The following is a 13,230-nucleotide window of genomic DNA, read 5'->3' on the forward strand; positions in this document are numbered from 1 at the left end:
AGCTGCTGCGCTTCGACCCTACGAAAGTGACGAAGTTGATATTCCCAGTGATTGTCCTCTGGAATAAAATATAATAATAAGAAATATGAATGAAACATTGGAACAACAAATTAAACGTCTGGAATTTTGTCGTGATTGTATTGACCAGTCTTATCCAGCAGGAAGAGATGAATATCATCGTCTTGAACGGATGATTGAAGAATTGAAAGAACAGCTAAAATCTGTTGATTATGTATATAGCAAGAGACAAAGACGGTGATTTGTATCTTTATAGAGAACGACCCGTGAAGCATGATAAAAAGGAAAATTGGCAACCATGTAGTGACAATCCCCATGATTTCTACAAGCTAGACTCATCTTTATTTCCCGAAGTAAAATGGGAAGATGAAGAGCCGACAGAAGTTGAATTGGTAAAGAAGGAGAAAGTATGAGTTATGATTTTTTAGGAGACATAGATCGAATAGGTACGGATGCCTACAAACAAGGTGAAGAAGATGCCAAGAAAAGAGCTATAGAAATTCTGGCTTCTGTTTTAGAGAATTGGGTACATGGTGGTGATGCAGATTGTATCATTGCCGAATTTGAAGAAGAACTAATGAAAAAATAATAACGATATGGCACAGTTTATAACACAAGTTGCAACAAGCATAGAGCAGTCGCAACAATTAATAGAGTTAGGTGTAAAACCTGAAACAGCAGATTTGGTATATCACTGTACAAAATCAAAAACTGATTCATTGGAATGGGAACTACAATTGTGTCCGCCATCACTGGAAAACATAGATAACAATGACATTCCAGCATGGAGCTTGGTCCGGTTACTTGAACTGCTTCCTTATGAGATTCCTTGCGACAAACCAAATGTTCTTCACCATCCAGAATTGATTAAGTATGAGGCTGGATATAACTTCTCCGTATGTAGATATACCGTAGATTGTTTTGCCGGTACTCCTATCGAGAACAGTCCTTTTGACAGTTGTGTGTCTATGATTAAGTGGCTTATTGCAAAAGGGTATTTTAGCAAAGAATTTTTGCTATGAGAAGAATGCCTTTTACTCTTATGGATGATCCATGCTATCATCCATTCTGCAAGTTCCCGGAAGAATATTACTGGAGGATGCCTTTATGGAAAGACAGGGACAAGGTTAATTCACGTACATTTTTAGGATGGTGTATGCGAGTAATAGAAAAGGTGTACTTAGCAATGCAAACAGAGCCAACCATTCTACGAACTCCTCCTTCTTTGATAAACCGGTATGTACCTCCGACACCAGAGCATCTTTATTCAATGCAGATAATAATTCCTTCTCGACCTCTTGCCTATGACGTTCAAGAAGAATTGCGTAGTTGTATAAAGTTACGCCAGCTGTACTCACACCAATGGTCAACACGACTGTCAGACAAAGAAATACCACGCGGGTACATAGCGGTTCTTGAAAATTATCATGGAGGGAAACTAATATCCCGTATAGGCTTGCGCTGGCTACGAGTACACCCTGCCAAAATTCTGATCTTTTCTGAAAAGCTTTAAAAGACAGTTTACTGTTTTCTTTGTGGTTGTCTTCGTAATATTTATTAGGTGTTTTGTACATGATTAAAAATATTTATTTCAAATAATAGTAGCCAACATGATATTCATTATCATAGTTGGCTACAAATTTAATAATAATGTGTATAATCGAATATAATCGTATTTAAATAAATGAACAAAGAAAGGAAAGGTAGATTCAACGATGTTATTAGTTCCCTGGAAGAAGCGAAGGGAGAACTGGAGGACATCTTAAATGAAGAACAAGACTCCTACGATTCTCTCCCAGATGGCTTACAAATGTCTTCCAGAGGAGAAAAAATGCAGGACTATATCGGCCTGATAGAGGACTGTATAAGCAAGATAGATGAGGTCGTTGGGTTTGTGGAAGAGAAAATAATAAAGAAAAAATAGGTATTATTTGTGTATATCAAATACATTGCTTATTTTTGTTGTATTATTAACTATAAGAACATGAATAGACAAGAATTTTGCCAAATAATTGCAGATATACGAAAGCAGTCTACCATTAAAATGAAAGATATTTGTTTTCAAATGGGGGTTATGCCTACTGCTATATATCGTTTAGAAAAAGGAAGTAGCAATTTTGAAATGGGGAATATGATGTCGTATATTAAAGCACTACAGCATATTCTTGTAATTGAGAACGGTCAACATTCATATCATACAAATGATGCACAAGAATTAGGAAGTATATTAGCATTAATTCGTAAAGAAAAAGCGATTTCACAGAGAGCTTTGGCTGAAAAAACTGGTTTTGTGTATTCTACAATAGTTAAAATTGAATCTAAAAAATCAATTATTAGTATAGACACAATGCTTAAAATAGTAGATGTTTTGGGCTATACAGTTAAAATAGAAAAATAATAATTGCTATGGTTGCGTTCATTTGTGTTATTATTTGGATTATTATAATGTTGGTACTAATGTTTCCATTTGGGTTATTAGAGAATCCCCAAAAACGGTTGTCAAAAGGAAATAGCGCGATAGTTATTATAGTAGGAGCAGGCAGTGCCATTTTATTGGACTATATGTATAACGAACATTATGAATTACTATATAAGTTTTTCTTAGCTATTGGGGTAATTGGTATTGTTATTTATGCTTTGGGTATATCGTTTTTTAGATCTAAAAGATGATTTCTTGTCAAATAGTAATTGGTAATTATTTGTGGTGGATGTGTAGAGGTAAAGAAATTAGTTCAGTTCCCCTATATCATATACATATTTATTATGTTTTCCATCTTTTATTCGGCTTATAATGGTTGTTATATCATCGAAAATGTATTTAGGATAAACACGAATTAGTATTATTTTATTTTGAAGGCATTTATGAAGTTTGATATTATCTCTTTTGATGTTTGTTTTTAAGGCAGCTGCGCCGCCAAAACGTTCAACAGGTTTATAATGTTGCTCACCTTGATATTCTATTGCTGTATTAATGTCTTTAATGAATATGTCAATATGTTGCTTTTCGAGCCATTTTGCTTTATAATGGTGAATAATGTCCAGTTCTGGAAAAAAGGAACACAATTTAGTATATAAATTAGTTTCTTCAACCCATCCTTCACCTATTTTACACATATTGTATTTAATTCTTAAATTATTTTCCGCTTCTCTACATAAATCCATTACATATTTATAGTATAATTCATTGGAATATAAATCAAAACTGTATATATTGGCATATTTCTCTGGATGATAATATAAAATATTTGTATCTGAATATTCAGAATCACATTTTATATTATTGTCTTTATTTATAAGTGAGTCCAAAATATATGGTGTTTGGCGTGCTGAAAATGTATTGTTGACTTCATTAAATAATTCATTTAAATGTTTTTTTCCCCATTGAGATATTTTTAGGTCATTAATAGAGTATCCCCCTAACAATTCAATTCCTTGATTAATTGGATAATGATAAATAAATTTTATACTTAAATAGCAGTGGTTATATTCTCTATATGTAAATATTGAACATTTTTTTAATTTTTCAAACCAGTAGAAAAAAGATTCAATGTTGTTGCTTATAACAGAAAATTTCATTAGATCGTGTATGATATATAATGTAAAAGGTTCTGCGTCAGAATTGTAATATTTAAAATACAACTTTTCGAGAAATATCATCCAGTGAGGAACTTTTTTAAAATTAGTTTTTAAGTTATTAAAAAAATTGTTACGCATATCTCTAAACAACATATTAAGGTGGAAACCAAAATATTTAGAGTATTCTATATGTAATCTTTCAGGATGTTTAAAATGTTTTTTTATGTAGTTATAATCCTCTTTGATTGAAGATGTCCATTCTTCATGGGATAGGAATGGAGTTGCAATTCGTTTTTTCATATTTCTGATATTTAGCAATGTATTTACAAATCTACAAAAATATTCATTTTCACTCTAAGGTAATAATCGAAAATAATAACCATTTCTCTTTTATCTTTCCTATTCTATAGAAAACAATTTTAAGAAGATAGTATGGAAAAAGAGTTGCATACAAACGAAAGTAACAATATAGATATACATTCAACTTCTTTAGAAAGAAAACTTTCATTGGCGTTGCATAAAAGATACCCCGTTATATGGGCAGCAGATAATATTCAGGAATTGGTATTAGATGATAAAGCAACAGTTGAGAATGTATATGACGTACTGGCAGAAATCGAGGATAAGTGCGTGCATTTATCAAAACTCATAAATATAGAATTTAATCCTTCCAATGTTCAGAAATTGGAAGAGGAATATGGGGTACAAATTTCTGAACATTGGAAAAATTACGCTCTAAATGTAATAAATAATTTTGCAGGAGAGGTGCTTGCTTTTGCGATGCAGGCTTCTTCTGTGCGTTAGTCTTCTGGATAGAAAGCAGGTTTATGTCGGTCGTTGATATACATTATTACAACTTTTATAGCTTCTTCTACATGATATTCGGGAATACCGTTCTTGAAAGTTGAAAAAAGTTGTCTATTGGCAGAAAGATAGGTGCAACACCCATCCCAAATACGTGTTGCGATATAAGAGTCGTTTTCATGGTTGATTCGTCTTCCAATAACTTTACTTAACAATTCAATTTGCTCTTTTTCTTTTATGTTCATAGTATTAATTGTTTTTAATCACAAATATATAAAATCATTGATAATTGAGCACAATTGTGGTTAATAAATTTTTCAAAATAAATCCAATAACATAACCATTCCCCTTTTTTCATTCTATTCTATAGAAAACGATAAAGAATATGGAAGAGCCTAAAAATGCAAAATTATTTTTGGCATTAAAAAGTAGATATGCCTTACACAATACCGACCGTTTGGTAGAGTTCATATTGGATAAGCAGAAGACATCCTTTGATTTTATTACTGAGATTATTCCTCAAATAGAAGAAGAGAATAAAAAAGCTCCTAAACTTTTCAAGGTAACTGTTGATATGGATGTTCTGGAAAGGTTACGTGGAAAACAATCATGTAAGGGGAAATACCCCCTTAATGATGCGAATATAGCAAATGAAGTAAGGCTGATAGAAGTATATTTAGCAGATAAGGTTTGGGACCTTGTTGAACTAGCCTATATGGACCAACGCTAAAATTATAATATTATTATTGAATAAAATTTTGTTATATGAAAGCTATTATTGAAGCAAAAAAATATAGGGACACTGATTCTTCGTATATTGTTGTCGAGATACGTTTTTTGTGTGTTCCTATATTTTATTATAAAAAGCAATGGGCTTGTTAGTCAATTTTTACGAAAGCATTTATATTTCCTGTTATTGTAAGATATGCTCCTTGGGTATGACTCCAGTACACTGCGGTTAAATGTTCATTGTCTATTTTATCTATAACAACCATCTTTATAGGATCAATGGCATTGACAATTTTTACGCTGTCTCCAATTTCTATATTCATAATGATAAATATTTATTAATCGTTTCAGCAAAGATACTGCTATTTATTGATAATTGAATACAATTGTAGCCAATTAATTTTCCCAAAATGTACTTGGTTTTCTAAACTAATCCCATCCAGTTCCAACTATTACTTAAAAAAGGTCGGAGATATGTTCTCCAGCCATACAGATAAAATTCATCAATTTGCAGAGTCTTTCTGACTCCTTTTGGTTAGTCCTGCAAACCTTGCGATGGCGGCTGAAATAATATCATAAACCAGAATAGCATAATTGATCCATGATATTCCAGGTGCATCGACAAGGTTTGCTACTAAAAGGGCAACCAACATGACTAATCTTACCATGTTGGTTGCAAAATTACATAAATCGTTGATAATCGTATATAATCATTTATAAATATGACAAAAAACAAATTATCTATTGCGCCTCCAGATAAGAAGAAGACTTTGGAGGCGTTTTTTCGTTATTATGAGTTAAGCCGTTTATTGTTCGGTCAAAAGCAAAACGAAATATATGATATCACGGATATTCCGAAGACAAATAAGTTTTATGAGCTAGCGAAAGAAATAGCTAAACAATTAGAAATTGACTGGGAAAAAATGACACATGAAGAAAGTAATCGTGTTATGTTGGCCCTATTGGAAGATTCATTCAATCTTATACGCGATATTGAAGACTCCAAATCTATAATCCTTCAAACTAAAATAGTGATAAAGAAATGAGTGATGCACAGATTTATGACTTGTATGCTCAAAAGATTTCGGATATAACCAATATTCCATATCCTTATATTATTGCATTGAGAGACAATGGCTTGTTGAATCAGAAAGAAGCAAGAGATAAGTTAATCCGATATGATTATTGGAAATTGATGAAAACAAACAAATTCACACATAACCAGATACTTGAGAAACTTTCTGGTATATATGATGTCAATAAACGTAAAATTTTATATGCGATAAAAGTTAAACCCAAGCGCGTATATTATTGTAGGCAATGTGGACTCCAGTTATCGAAAGTCAAATACATGCGGAACGATGGTATATGCGATAAGTGTATTTCTAAACAAATAAAATTATAAATTATGGACAATCTGTACATTGAAGCGTATAAGTTCTATAAGAATGACTACGCACATGGTTTAGTATTATTTCATATCCAATCTCATTTTGAGGCTTATGAAGATGATGCTATTCAACTGGGGGCAGTACTGAATCTCCCAGTATATCTGCAAGAAGGCGTGAAATTCTGTAGTTTCCCGGATTATGAACTTGAAAACACCTTGTTGTTCCTTGTACAGATTGGTATCTCGGTTAAGACTATAGAATATCGAGATGAAAATGGGGTATTCGCAATACCAAAAGTGAAACAAATTTTGGATGATATTGAAGCTGATTATTGACATTTTCGATATACTAATAGTGATTTTTGTAAATATCTGTAATATAGTCAATTATATTAAGTATTATATTTAGTTTTATATATAGCTAATTTGTTGTGTGACAGTTGATTAAATATAAAATAATTAATAAATTGATGTCATAATTTAAAACAAAGTCGTACCTTTGCCTCACCATCTTAACAAAATAGTTGGTGAGGCTTTTATATGTAAACAAAAATCATAGGAATATGGATAAGATAAAAACAAAATTGAAATTTATTAAGTCAGACCGTACAGAGTCATGGGTAGGATTTGTTTCTATCAATACTAAAACCGGTTACATTAAGGGCGTTAGAGAAGACGCAAAGGGTCCTAAAAAAGTATGTATTGTAACACATGAGCTAGAGCCAATTATTGAGCCGAATGTGCTTTATGATGTACAAATGGTTCCTATGAAAAATGAAAAGGCTGGATACATCGTTGTAGCAGCGGAACCACATGCTTTTGATGCAAAGATTACTTCTACAGTCGTAAAGAATGCTGTGTATTTAGTGGAAGTAAAGTTCGGAAACAAGACAATCAAATACGATCCGCTGGATGGTGTCAAAGATTCTGTTCGTACTATTGATGGGGTTGTAGAGGAACTGTCAAAACGTAAAGACATCAAGAATCTACTGCTGGTAATTGATGATTTCTGTAAGTCAGCAAACATTGTATTAACCGCATTCCAGAACGATGGTCATTATGTCGCAGCAAAAAAAGTTCTCAAAAAGTAGAAAACCTAAACTGCCGAGAAAAAGAAAAAAGGCTTGTATAAAAGCACAAGGACGTGCTTCATATTATAGCACTGTTAATCTTGCTAAAGTAGAAGGAGAGTGGCCTTGTAAATTTTGGGTTAATTCGACAGTAGAAATGAAACCGGTAATGATAAATGGTACTGTGGCTCTTATTCCCACACCCGCTCAATATTGGTAGAATATGATAGAAATTCCAGTAGAGGGAATAGCTACAGACGCAGCTCATTCCACGAAAAATAAAATAACAGAGTTTCAGGGGATAGATTTACGGACCGGTAAGCGGATCTTTTATCAGAACCTGGGTAATAAAACGGTGAATATTGGTGAGTTCTTAGGCGTTGTTGAAGCGGCAAAATATATCATAGAAAATGATTATTCTCCCAGAATTATCTATACAGATAGTATAACAGCAATAGCTTGGTTTCAAAACAAAAAAACAGCATCCAAGAAGAAATGCAAAGAACTTCAGAAAGCCGAGATATTTCTTAAAACTCTTGCATGGGATGTTGATACAATTGAAGTCCGACACTGGAACAACAAAGAATGGGGTGAGACCCCTGCTGATTTTGGAAACAAATAAAACCCTCCAGCAAGAGAACTGGAGGATTGAGATATACAAATCATCATTTGTTGGAAGTCTTTCTTCCTCTGAAAGCCCAGATAATGTCAGCGATAGATTTTAACGATGCTGCTACATCGAAATCCACTCTTATTCGTAGGCATTTTCTCATTGTAAAGGCAATCAGCACCCATGCGATTGGCATATATTCGCAAAGGTAAGAAGAATCTTTCAAAGTAGGACAGTTTTTCAAAATTCTGTCAACTAACGGCTGTTAAGATACTTAGTCATAAATAGCCGTTACATAGCGGGATGGAGCAGTTGGTAGCTCGCTTGGCTCATAACCAAGAGGTCGCCGGTTCGAGTCCGGCTCTCCGCCACTAACTAATTAAATTAATTATAGTATGAAAGAGCAAATCATATCTGAAAGGGCAAATATTATTGCCAATTTGAGACAATTGGTTCAGTCCTTAGTGGAGTTGAATACGAGAGCTAAAACACACGTGTCTTCCAATAAAGCAGACATTAAGAAATTGAGAAAAGACAATAAAGAGTTGGAGAAGATGAAAACCCGAAACTCATTCTTTATCCGGATTTTTTCTTTGTTCTTTAAGGCTTGATAAGATGATGCCGCAATGGTGGAATTGGTAGACACGATGGACTTAAAATCCATTTGTCCGAATGGATAATGCAGGTTCGACTCCTGTTTGCGGCACAATGACATAAGTCAATAAGAGTTCTTTGAAATATACCAAACTTAATATGCGATGAAAAAGTATATAGAACAATTCTTTTTTATGATAGCGGTCTTATTCATAGGCAATAGAGTATTCAATCATGTTGACGCTTGGTTGGGAATTGCTATATGTTTTGGGGTTTGCTATCCAGTTATTAACATCATTAAATTAATTATCAAAAAACATGAAAACGAAGATTAAGTTTATGTTGGTTGCTCTTATGGCAACAGTGATTTTTTCATCTTGTGAGCGTGTTGCTCCTAACTATGCCGGTGTCCTTATGGAGAATTATGGTAAGGAAGGTAAAGAAGATTTTAAGATTGTATCCGGAAAAGTTTCCACATGGGAATGGGGAACAGAGTTGTTTCAGGTGCCATTGTTTGAACAGCGTGGAGGATTTCAGAAATCAGTTACCCTAAAAGCTGCTGACAATACAGAGTTCAATGCTACTCCGTTATACTCATATAGAGTTATCAAAGACAAGGCAATTGACGTTGTTTTTGATAATAAACATATCGGAAACGGAGATGGATTTATGAGATCTTTGGAAGACAATATTCTGGAACCACGTATTTACGACCTTATTAAAGAAGAAAGCCGGAAATATAAAACAGATACACTTATGGCTGATGGGGGTTCTTTAGCTTTTGAGAAGAAGCTGGAGGATATTGTTAGGGCGGAATTTAAAGATAGAGGATTGGACCTGAAGTCATTTTCAGCCCAATTAGAATTTAGCGATCGAGTCCGGGAAAAGATTGATAATAGAAACGAGGTTAACACTAATATTTCCGTTATTGATCAGAAAATCGAAGAGCAGAAAAAGCAAAACGAACTGGAAAGATTAAAAACCGAACAGGCTCTTATCACATCGAAAGGGTTAACTAAAGAAATTCTATATAAACAGTTTATTGATAAATGGGACGGAAAAACACCGCTGTATGGGGTAATTCCAGAATTTCTGAAGATGACGAATTAAAACTCATAAATAAATTGGAAAGAGGAGGGGTGCGATCCATGTAGTTTCCAACTTTGGTTTCGCTGGGATGGCTGCATGGGTTGTTAAGAAACATCTTGGAAAAATGTTTTGCACCCCTTTATTCCTCTGGATGGAAATTATGTAAAATGCTTGAATGCCTGTGAACCGATCGTATTTCACATTCCAAATGGCAAGAAAGCTCAATTGTTGTTTTTACGTCCTACGGACGGCTTATCGTCTTTTGATTTCCTTTACGAGGGCGCGAATTTCCCGTACAAGGAGGACAAGCAACAGCAAATAAATTTCCATTACGGCTGCAAAGTTAAAACTTTTTGGCCAAAAGCCGGTGAAAAATCCGGCTGTTTGCTCGGTTCGTCTATCGGAAAGGACATCTGCCTTTCGAGCAGAAAAGAATGGTTCGACTCCATTACCGAGTACAACAAGCCCGAAGTACAAGGGAACGAACATGCAGGTTATGTTGAGACAAGTCAATATACAAGTAAACTAAGCCCTGTCCGGAATCGTTGGTCCGGGAGTGTGATACCGAGCTGTTGGTAGAATCGGTATGTTAGATGTCTTTATGGGAGTGTTCGATTCCTCCACCATCGCCGAAAGGGGATGGGTCGGTTAGGGAGATAAAGACATCATTTGCTCTTATAGCTTAGTGGTAGAGCAGATGACTGTTAATCATCAGGTCGGTGGTTCAAATCCACCTAAGAACGCATATTTAAAGGTAAAAAGATTGTTATTGGATTAGCTTATTTTTCTTTCCGCAAAGCTGTGAAGTTGTGAAACTTCCAGCTCTCTGGTTCATTAGCCAAGTGGTAAGGCAATGGTCTGCAAAACCATGATCGCAGGTTCGATTCCTGCATGGGCCTCATAAAAAATGGGGAGTTGAAATTACTCCCCAAAGATGACAACCATAGGGCTAATATGGTTGTGAAATCAAAATGACAGCGGCTATTCGCAAAGTTGAATCAAAAGAGATATGACAGCTATAACTGTCTGAAGGACAACACAGATTGCAACTATATTGTCTCTTCGCTCTTGGCTAAAATGATTCTTTACCCGTAGGTTTAGTCATATTGCTTGCAAAGGTAAATATTTTGCTCAAAAAGCTGTCATTTGTAAAGGAAGTATGGGTGAATGAAAGTAACACACTGTTAATGTCCTGCTATAAAGTGGCTGGGTCTTCGATTCTCCCTGCTTCCTCAACAAATTATCCTAATAGAGTTGTGAACAATCAACTTAAAGTGTCCGGAAATGGAAGTAGTAACTAATTATTTTCGATAAAAATAGTAATTATGAAAACTGGAGTAATACTGGCTCGGTTCCAGCCTATACACAATGGACACCTACAGCTGATAAAGAAGGCTTGTGATGAGAATGAGCAAGTTTTAGTTATTATTGGCTCAATAGACAAACTCTCAAAACGGAACCCGATACCTTGGACTATCCGAAAACAACTTGTTGAAAAGGCGATTAAAGACCATTCTCTTCACGAAAAAACGAAGATTGTTGAGCTTGCTGACCTTTCTGATGAATCTGACAACAGTCACGATTGGGGTTTTTATCTTTATTCGTTTATTGTTAGCAAAATCAACCAGTCTGATTTCACCATCTATTACTCTGATGGATTTGAGACCATCACTTCTTGGTTTCCAGGATTTCTTTTAAGGAATAACGTGTCTCTATCTTTACTTGCCAGAAACACTTGTGAAGATGGTGTGTCAGCAACTATGGTGCGTGATATGATACTTGCTGATAGCCTTCCAGAAAATGATGTGGTCCCACAGTGCGTGTATGATATGCGCCAGACAATTAAGGCATTTTTAAACGTTTTCAAATAAAAATATGAAAAAGTACATTGGAACAAAACAGATTGAAGCCGAGCCTATGACATTGGGCGACTTCGTTCAAGAAACGGGTAGAACCCCCTATGGTAAGGACATTGAAAACCATAAAGAAACCGAGCAAGGTTATCGTGTTAAATACGAAGATGGTTACGAAAATTGGTCGCCTGCCAAAGCGTTTGAGAAATCATACAAGTGTGCAGACACCTTTCTTGACCGTTTGCATATTGAAATGAAAGACTTGTATGACAGGTTGGATAAACTTGTTGCTTTCATTGATTCTAGAAAGATGGATGAAGTGGTAACAGACAACTACCAAAAATTCTTGTTACGCTTACAGCAAGTAGTGATGGGTAATTACGTGAAAACACTTGAATGTCGTATTGGATGTCTTGATGGCGCTCCTAATGCTCCGTTTAACCAGATGTCTTTCGGAGTTGCAATCGAAGCGTTGAAATTTGGTCTTGCTATTCGTAGAAAATGTTGGAATGGAAAGGGATTGTGGGTCATCAAGCAAGTCCCGGCACACATCGAAAGCGATATTGTTCCGAAGATGCAGTCACTTCCTCAATCGGCAAAGGACCTTATTCTGAAAGGCAAGGGTTTCATTAACTATACAAGCCAATGCCTTATCTACAACGAGAATATTGGTCGTGCTGATTCATGGATTCCGTCTATCAGTGACGTGTTTGCAGAAGACTGGGAGATTGTTCAATAATGAAGTTTCAATCATATAGAAACAGCAATTTTTTCTGCAAAAAGCTCTTTTGTTTGTCAATGATTATAAGTTGGATATAAAGACGTTAATTATGATTATATTAAAAACAACAAAAAGTAGCATTGAAATAGTAAAACAAATGGTCAAAGAAATGAACGATTTTGAGTTCAGAGCGTATACACCTGAATGTCATTTCTACTATAATTTATTATGTGATGAGCTATCACAGTTTGTAAATGAACATCTCGTTTGTGATGCAACAGTTCGTCAAGAAGCAAAACAATATATCTATAATAATTTAAAGCGTTTATATGTACCTGGAATTGGGATATTACCATTTCCTGAGATGGAGTTGTAGTATGTTAGAAGTTTCTCGAAACACATATTCTGAGATTCATAGTCCATATAAAAATTGAGCTGAAAGGAGAGCTATGAATAAAAAGAAATAAAATCCAATAAAGACATAGATTTATTCTCATAATGAATTATCTTTGTACTATAAACAAGTGAGTCTATCCTACATTTATTAACCTATGGTTGGTAATGTAGATGAATTGAAATATTGGGATGTGATACTAAAATGATACCAAATGTGTAATTATCTGACTATCAACATCAATTTTACCCCCTGAGGGTGTACTAAAAAGAGGTAACTAAGGTTGCCTCTTTTTTTGTATATCAATACTTGAATGATAATAAGGGCTCAGTCTGAAACCTTGGGGGATTGCGTTAAAATTCTTATTTTTGCATCATGAAAA

The 13,230-nt window shown here is 34.6% G+C and carries 21 protein-coding genes and 5 tRNA genes; 21 read left to right on the plus strand and 5 right to left on the minus strand.

All coding sequences use genetic code 11. The features are described 5' to 3' along the window. The first annotated feature begins 230 nt into the window (after positions 1 to 230). The 3 genes from DW862_RS13695 to DW862_RS13705 are packed head-to-tail and all read left to right on the plus strand — an operon-like array spanning position 231 to position 1,040. Positions 231 to 431, plus strand: a complete 201-nt coding sequence (locus tag DW862_RS13695; RefSeq protein WP_032846339.1) for a hypothetical protein — start codon at positions 231 to 233, stop codon at positions 429 to 431. Further along, positions 428 to 607, plus strand: coding sequence for a hypothetical protein (locus DW862_RS13700; RefSeq protein WP_032846337.1), 180 nt, complete (start codon positions 428 to 430; stop codon positions 605 to 607). Before DW862_RS13695 ends, DW862_RS13700 begins: the two co-directional genes overlap by 4 nt. 7 nt (positions 608 to 614) lie before the next feature. After that, positions 615 to 1,040: a hypothetical protein gene (locus DW862_RS13705; protein WP_120068815.1), complete on the plus strand. Its 426-nt coding sequence runs from the start codon at positions 615 to 617 to the stop codon at positions 1,038 to 1,040. A gap of 105 nt (positions 1,041 to 1,145) precedes the next feature. Here DW862_RS13705 and DW862_RS13710 read toward each other — a convergent pair whose 3' ends face one another. Further along, entirely contained in the window at positions 1,146 to 1,592 is a 447-nt protein-coding gene (locus DW862_RS13710) for a hypothetical protein (RefSeq protein ID WP_032555589.1), read from the minus strand. Between the two features lie 110 nt (positions 1,593 to 1,702). Here DW862_RS13710 and DW862_RS13715 point away from each other — a divergent pair, with 110 nt between their 5' ends. Continuing rightward, on the plus strand, positions 1,703 to 1,942 hold the full coding sequence (locus DW862_RS13715; protein ID WP_032846211.1) for a hypothetical protein: 240 nt from the start codon (positions 1,703 to 1,705) through the stop codon (positions 1,940 to 1,942). Between the two features lie 60 nt (positions 1,943 to 2,002). Continuing rightward, on the plus strand, positions 2,003 to 2,416 hold the full coding sequence (locus tag DW862_RS13720) for a helix-turn-helix domain-containing protein (protein ID WP_050486465.1): 414 nt from the start codon (positions 2,003 to 2,005) through the stop codon (positions 2,414 to 2,416). Between the two features lie 329 nt (positions 2,417 to 2,745). Here the strand turns inward: DW862_RS13720 and DW862_RS13730 are convergent, their stop codons facing one another. Then, positions 2,746 to 3,894, minus strand: a complete 1,149-nt coding sequence (locus DW862_RS13730; protein WP_050486466.1) for a hypothetical protein — start codon at positions 3,892 to 3,894, stop codon at positions 2,746 to 2,748. A 132-nt stretch (positions 3,895 to 4,026) separates the two neighbouring features. Here DW862_RS13730 and DW862_RS13735 point away from each other — a divergent pair, with 132 nt between their 5' ends. Beyond that, positions 4,027 to 4,398 (plus strand): hypothetical protein, encoded by a 372-nt coding sequence (locus tag DW862_RS13735; protein ID WP_032555593.1) that lies wholly within the window; start codon positions 4,027 to 4,029, stop codon positions 4,396 to 4,398. Here the strand turns inward: DW862_RS13735 and DW862_RS13740 are convergent. After that, entirely contained in the window at positions 4,395 to 4,643 is a 249-nt protein-coding gene (locus tag DW862_RS13740; RefSeq protein WP_032555595.1) for a hypothetical protein, read from the minus strand. The two genes, DW862_RS13735 and DW862_RS13740, sit on opposite strands and share 4 nt — an antisense overlap. Before the next feature lie 140 nt (positions 4,644 to 4,783). Between DW862_RS13740 and DW862_RS13745 the strand changes: the two genes are divergently transcribed. Further along, positions 4,784 to 5,128, plus strand: a complete 345-nt coding sequence (locus DW862_RS13745; protein ID WP_120068818.1) for a hypothetical protein — start codon at positions 4,784 to 4,786, stop codon at positions 5,126 to 5,128. Positions 5,129 to 5,276: 148 nt separating this feature from the next. On the opposite strand, the gene DW862_RS25945 is transcribed toward DW862_RS13745, so the two are convergent. Further along, positions 5,277 to 5,450: a hypothetical protein gene (locus DW862_RS25945; RefSeq protein ID WP_155520371.1), complete on the minus strand. Its 174-nt coding sequence runs from the start codon at positions 5,448 to 5,450 to the stop codon at positions 5,277 to 5,279. A 180-nt stretch (positions 5,451 to 5,630) separates the two neighbouring features. Next, a complete protein-coding gene (locus DW862_RS25950; RefSeq protein WP_165861920.1) occupies positions 5,631 to 5,795 on the minus strand; it encodes a hypothetical protein in 165 nt (54 codons plus the stop codon). Between the two features lie 54 nt (positions 5,796 to 5,849). Between DW862_RS25950 and DW862_RS13750 the strand changes: the two genes are divergently transcribed. From DW862_RS13750 to DW862_RS13825, 14 genes are all read left to right on the plus strand, one after another. Continuing rightward, on the plus strand, positions 5,850 to 6,173 hold the full coding sequence (locus tag DW862_RS13750) for a hypothetical protein (protein ID WP_120068821.1): 324 nt from the start codon (positions 5,850 to 5,852) through the stop codon (positions 6,171 to 6,173). A gap of 362 nt (positions 6,174 to 6,535) precedes the next feature. Then, the gene (locus DW862_RS13760) at positions 6,536 to 6,853 is read left to right on the plus strand and encodes a DNA mismatch repair protein MutS (RefSeq protein WP_008768625.1); all 318 of its coding nucleotides are present in this window, start codon (positions 6,536 to 6,538) and stop codon (positions 6,851 to 6,853) included. Positions 6,854 to 7,080: 227 nt separating this feature from the next. Beyond that, positions 7,081 to 7,608: a hypothetical protein gene (locus DW862_RS13765; RefSeq protein ID WP_008647695.1), complete on the plus strand. Its 528-nt coding sequence runs from the start codon at positions 7,081 to 7,083 to the stop codon at positions 7,606 to 7,608. 202 nt (positions 7,609 to 7,810) lie between these two features. Beyond that, positions 7,811 to 8,209, plus strand: coding sequence for a ribonuclease H (locus tag DW862_RS13775; protein ID WP_008647689.1), 399 nt, complete (start codon positions 7,811 to 7,813; stop codon positions 8,207 to 8,209). Between the two features lie 285 nt (positions 8,210 to 8,494). Further along, positions 8,495 to 8,568: transfer RNA gene (locus tag DW862_RS13780), tRNA-Met, on the plus strand. Positions 8,569 to 8,592: 24 nt separating this feature from the next. Continuing rightward, positions 8,593 to 8,808, plus strand: a complete 216-nt coding sequence (locus DW862_RS25955; RefSeq protein WP_118391696.1) for a hypothetical protein — start codon at positions 8,593 to 8,595, stop codon at positions 8,806 to 8,808. Between the two features lie 9 nt (positions 8,809 to 8,817). After that, positions 8,818 to 8,903 (plus strand) — tRNA-Leu (locus DW862_RS13790). Between the two features lie 206 nt (positions 8,904 to 9,109). Then, positions 9,110 to 9,901 carry a hypothetical protein gene (locus DW862_RS13795; RefSeq protein ID WP_008647686.1) on the plus strand — a complete coding sequence of 264 codons (792 nt, stop codon included), beginning with the start codon at positions 9,110 to 9,112 and terminating at the stop codon, positions 9,899 to 9,901. 365 nt (positions 9,902 to 10,266) lie between these two features. Then, positions 10,267 to 10,338, plus strand: a tRNA-Glu gene (locus tag DW862_RS13800). A 213-nt stretch (positions 10,339 to 10,551) separates the two neighbouring features. After that, positions 10,552 to 10,623: transfer RNA gene (locus DW862_RS13805), tRNA-Asn, on the plus strand. Between the two features lie 85 nt (positions 10,624 to 10,708). Further along, a tRNA-Cys gene (locus DW862_RS13810) sits at positions 10,709 to 10,779 on the plus strand. Between the two features lie 426 nt (positions 10,780 to 11,205). Continuing rightward, positions 11,206 to 11,751: an adenylyltransferase/cytidyltransferase family protein gene (locus tag DW862_RS13815; RefSeq protein ID WP_117615082.1), complete on the plus strand. Its 546-nt coding sequence runs from the start codon at positions 11,206 to 11,208 to the stop codon at positions 11,749 to 11,751. Positions 11,752 to 11,755: 4 nt separating this feature from the next. Continuing rightward, a complete protein-coding gene (locus DW862_RS13820; RefSeq protein ID WP_117615083.1) occupies positions 11,756 to 12,472 on the plus strand; it encodes a DUF2829 domain-containing protein in 717 nt (238 codons plus the stop codon). Positions 12,473 to 12,563: 91 nt separating this feature from the next. After that, positions 12,564 to 12,830, plus strand: a complete 267-nt coding sequence (locus DW862_RS13825; protein ID WP_130061552.1) for a hypothetical protein — start codon at positions 12,564 to 12,566, stop codon at positions 12,828 to 12,830. Positions 12,831 to 13,230 lie beyond the last annotated feature (400 nt).

The sequence above is a fragment of the Bacteroides sp. AM37-9 genome, assembly GCF_003603455.1.
GTDB classification, from domain to species: Bacteria; Bacteroidota; Bacteroidia; order Bacteroidales; family Bacteroidaceae; genus Bacteroides; species Bacteroides xylanisolvens.

What these genes read in the sequence shown, in the direction of transcription:
- DW862_RS13695 (WP_032846339.1), top strand. Translation starts at nt 231, where the DNA reads ATGTATATAGCAAGAGACAAAGACGGTGATTTGTATCTTTATAGAGAA.
- DW862_RS13700 (WP_032846337.1), top strand. Translation starts at nt 428, where the DNA reads ATGAGTTATGATTTTTTAGGAGACATAGATCGAATAGGTACGGATGCC.
- DW862_RS13705 (WP_120068815.1), top strand. Translation starts at nt 615, where the DNA reads ATGGCACAGTTTATAACACAAGTTGCAACAAGCATAGAGCAGTCGCAA.
- DW862_RS13710 (WP_032555589.1), bottom strand. Translation starts at nt 1,592, where the DNA reads ATGTACAAAACACCTAATAAATATTACGAAGACAACCACAAAGAAAAC.
- DW862_RS13715 (WP_032846211.1), top strand. Translation starts at nt 1,703, where the DNA reads ATGAACAAAGAAAGGAAAGGTAGATTCAACGATGTTATTAGTTCCCTG.
- DW862_RS13720 (WP_050486465.1), top strand. Translation starts at nt 2,003, where the DNA reads ATGAATAGACAAGAATTTTGCCAAATAATTGCAGATATACGAAAGCAG.
- DW862_RS13730 (WP_050486466.1), bottom strand. Translation starts at nt 3,894, where the DNA reads ATGAAAAAACGAATTGCAACTCCATTCCTATCCCATGAAGAATGGACA.
- DW862_RS13735 (WP_032555593.1), top strand. Translation starts at nt 4,027, where the DNA reads ATGGAAAAAGAGTTGCATACAAACGAAAGTAACAATATAGATATACAT.
- DW862_RS13740 (WP_032555595.1), bottom strand. Translation starts at nt 4,643, where the DNA reads ATGAACATAAAAGAAAAAGAGCAAATTGAATTGTTAAGTAAAGTTATT.
- DW862_RS13745 (WP_120068818.1), top strand. Translation starts at nt 4,784, where the DNA reads ATGGAAGAGCCTAAAAATGCAAAATTATTTTTGGCATTAAAAAGTAGA.
- DW862_RS25945 (WP_155520371.1), bottom strand. Translation starts at nt 5,450, where the DNA reads ATGAATATAGAAATTGGAGACAGCGTAAAAATTGTCAATGCCATTGAT.
- DW862_RS25950 (WP_165861920.1), bottom strand. Translation starts at nt 5,795, where the DNA reads ATGGTAAGATTAGTCATGTTGGTTGCCCTTTTAGTAGCAAACCTTGTC.
- DW862_RS13750 (WP_120068821.1), top strand. Translation starts at nt 5,850, where the DNA reads ATGACAAAAAACAAATTATCTATTGCGCCTCCAGATAAGAAGAAGACT.
- DW862_RS13760 (WP_008768625.1), top strand. Translation starts at nt 6,536, where the DNA reads ATGGACAATCTGTACATTGAAGCGTATAAGTTCTATAAGAATGACTAC.
- DW862_RS13765 (WP_008647695.1), top strand. Translation starts at nt 7,081, where the DNA reads ATGGATAAGATAAAAACAAAATTGAAATTTATTAAGTCAGACCGTACA.
- DW862_RS13775 (WP_008647689.1), top strand. Translation starts at nt 7,811, where the DNA reads ATGATAGAAATTCCAGTAGAGGGAATAGCTACAGACGCAGCTCATTCC.
- DW862_RS25955 (WP_118391696.1), top strand. Translation starts at nt 8,593, where the DNA reads ATGAAAGAGCAAATCATATCTGAAAGGGCAAATATTATTGCCAATTTG.
- DW862_RS13795 (WP_008647686.1), top strand. Translation starts at nt 9,110, where the DNA reads ATGAAAACGAAGATTAAGTTTATGTTGGTTGCTCTTATGGCAACAGTG.
- DW862_RS13815 (WP_117615082.1), top strand. Translation starts at nt 11,206, where the DNA reads ATGAAAACTGGAGTAATACTGGCTCGGTTCCAGCCTATACACAATGGA.
- DW862_RS13820 (WP_117615083.1), top strand. Translation starts at nt 11,756, where the DNA reads ATGAAAAAGTACATTGGAACAAAACAGATTGAAGCCGAGCCTATGACA.
- DW862_RS13825 (WP_130061552.1), top strand. Translation starts at nt 12,564, where the DNA reads ATGATTATATTAAAAACAACAAAAAGTAGCATTGAAATAGTAAAACAA.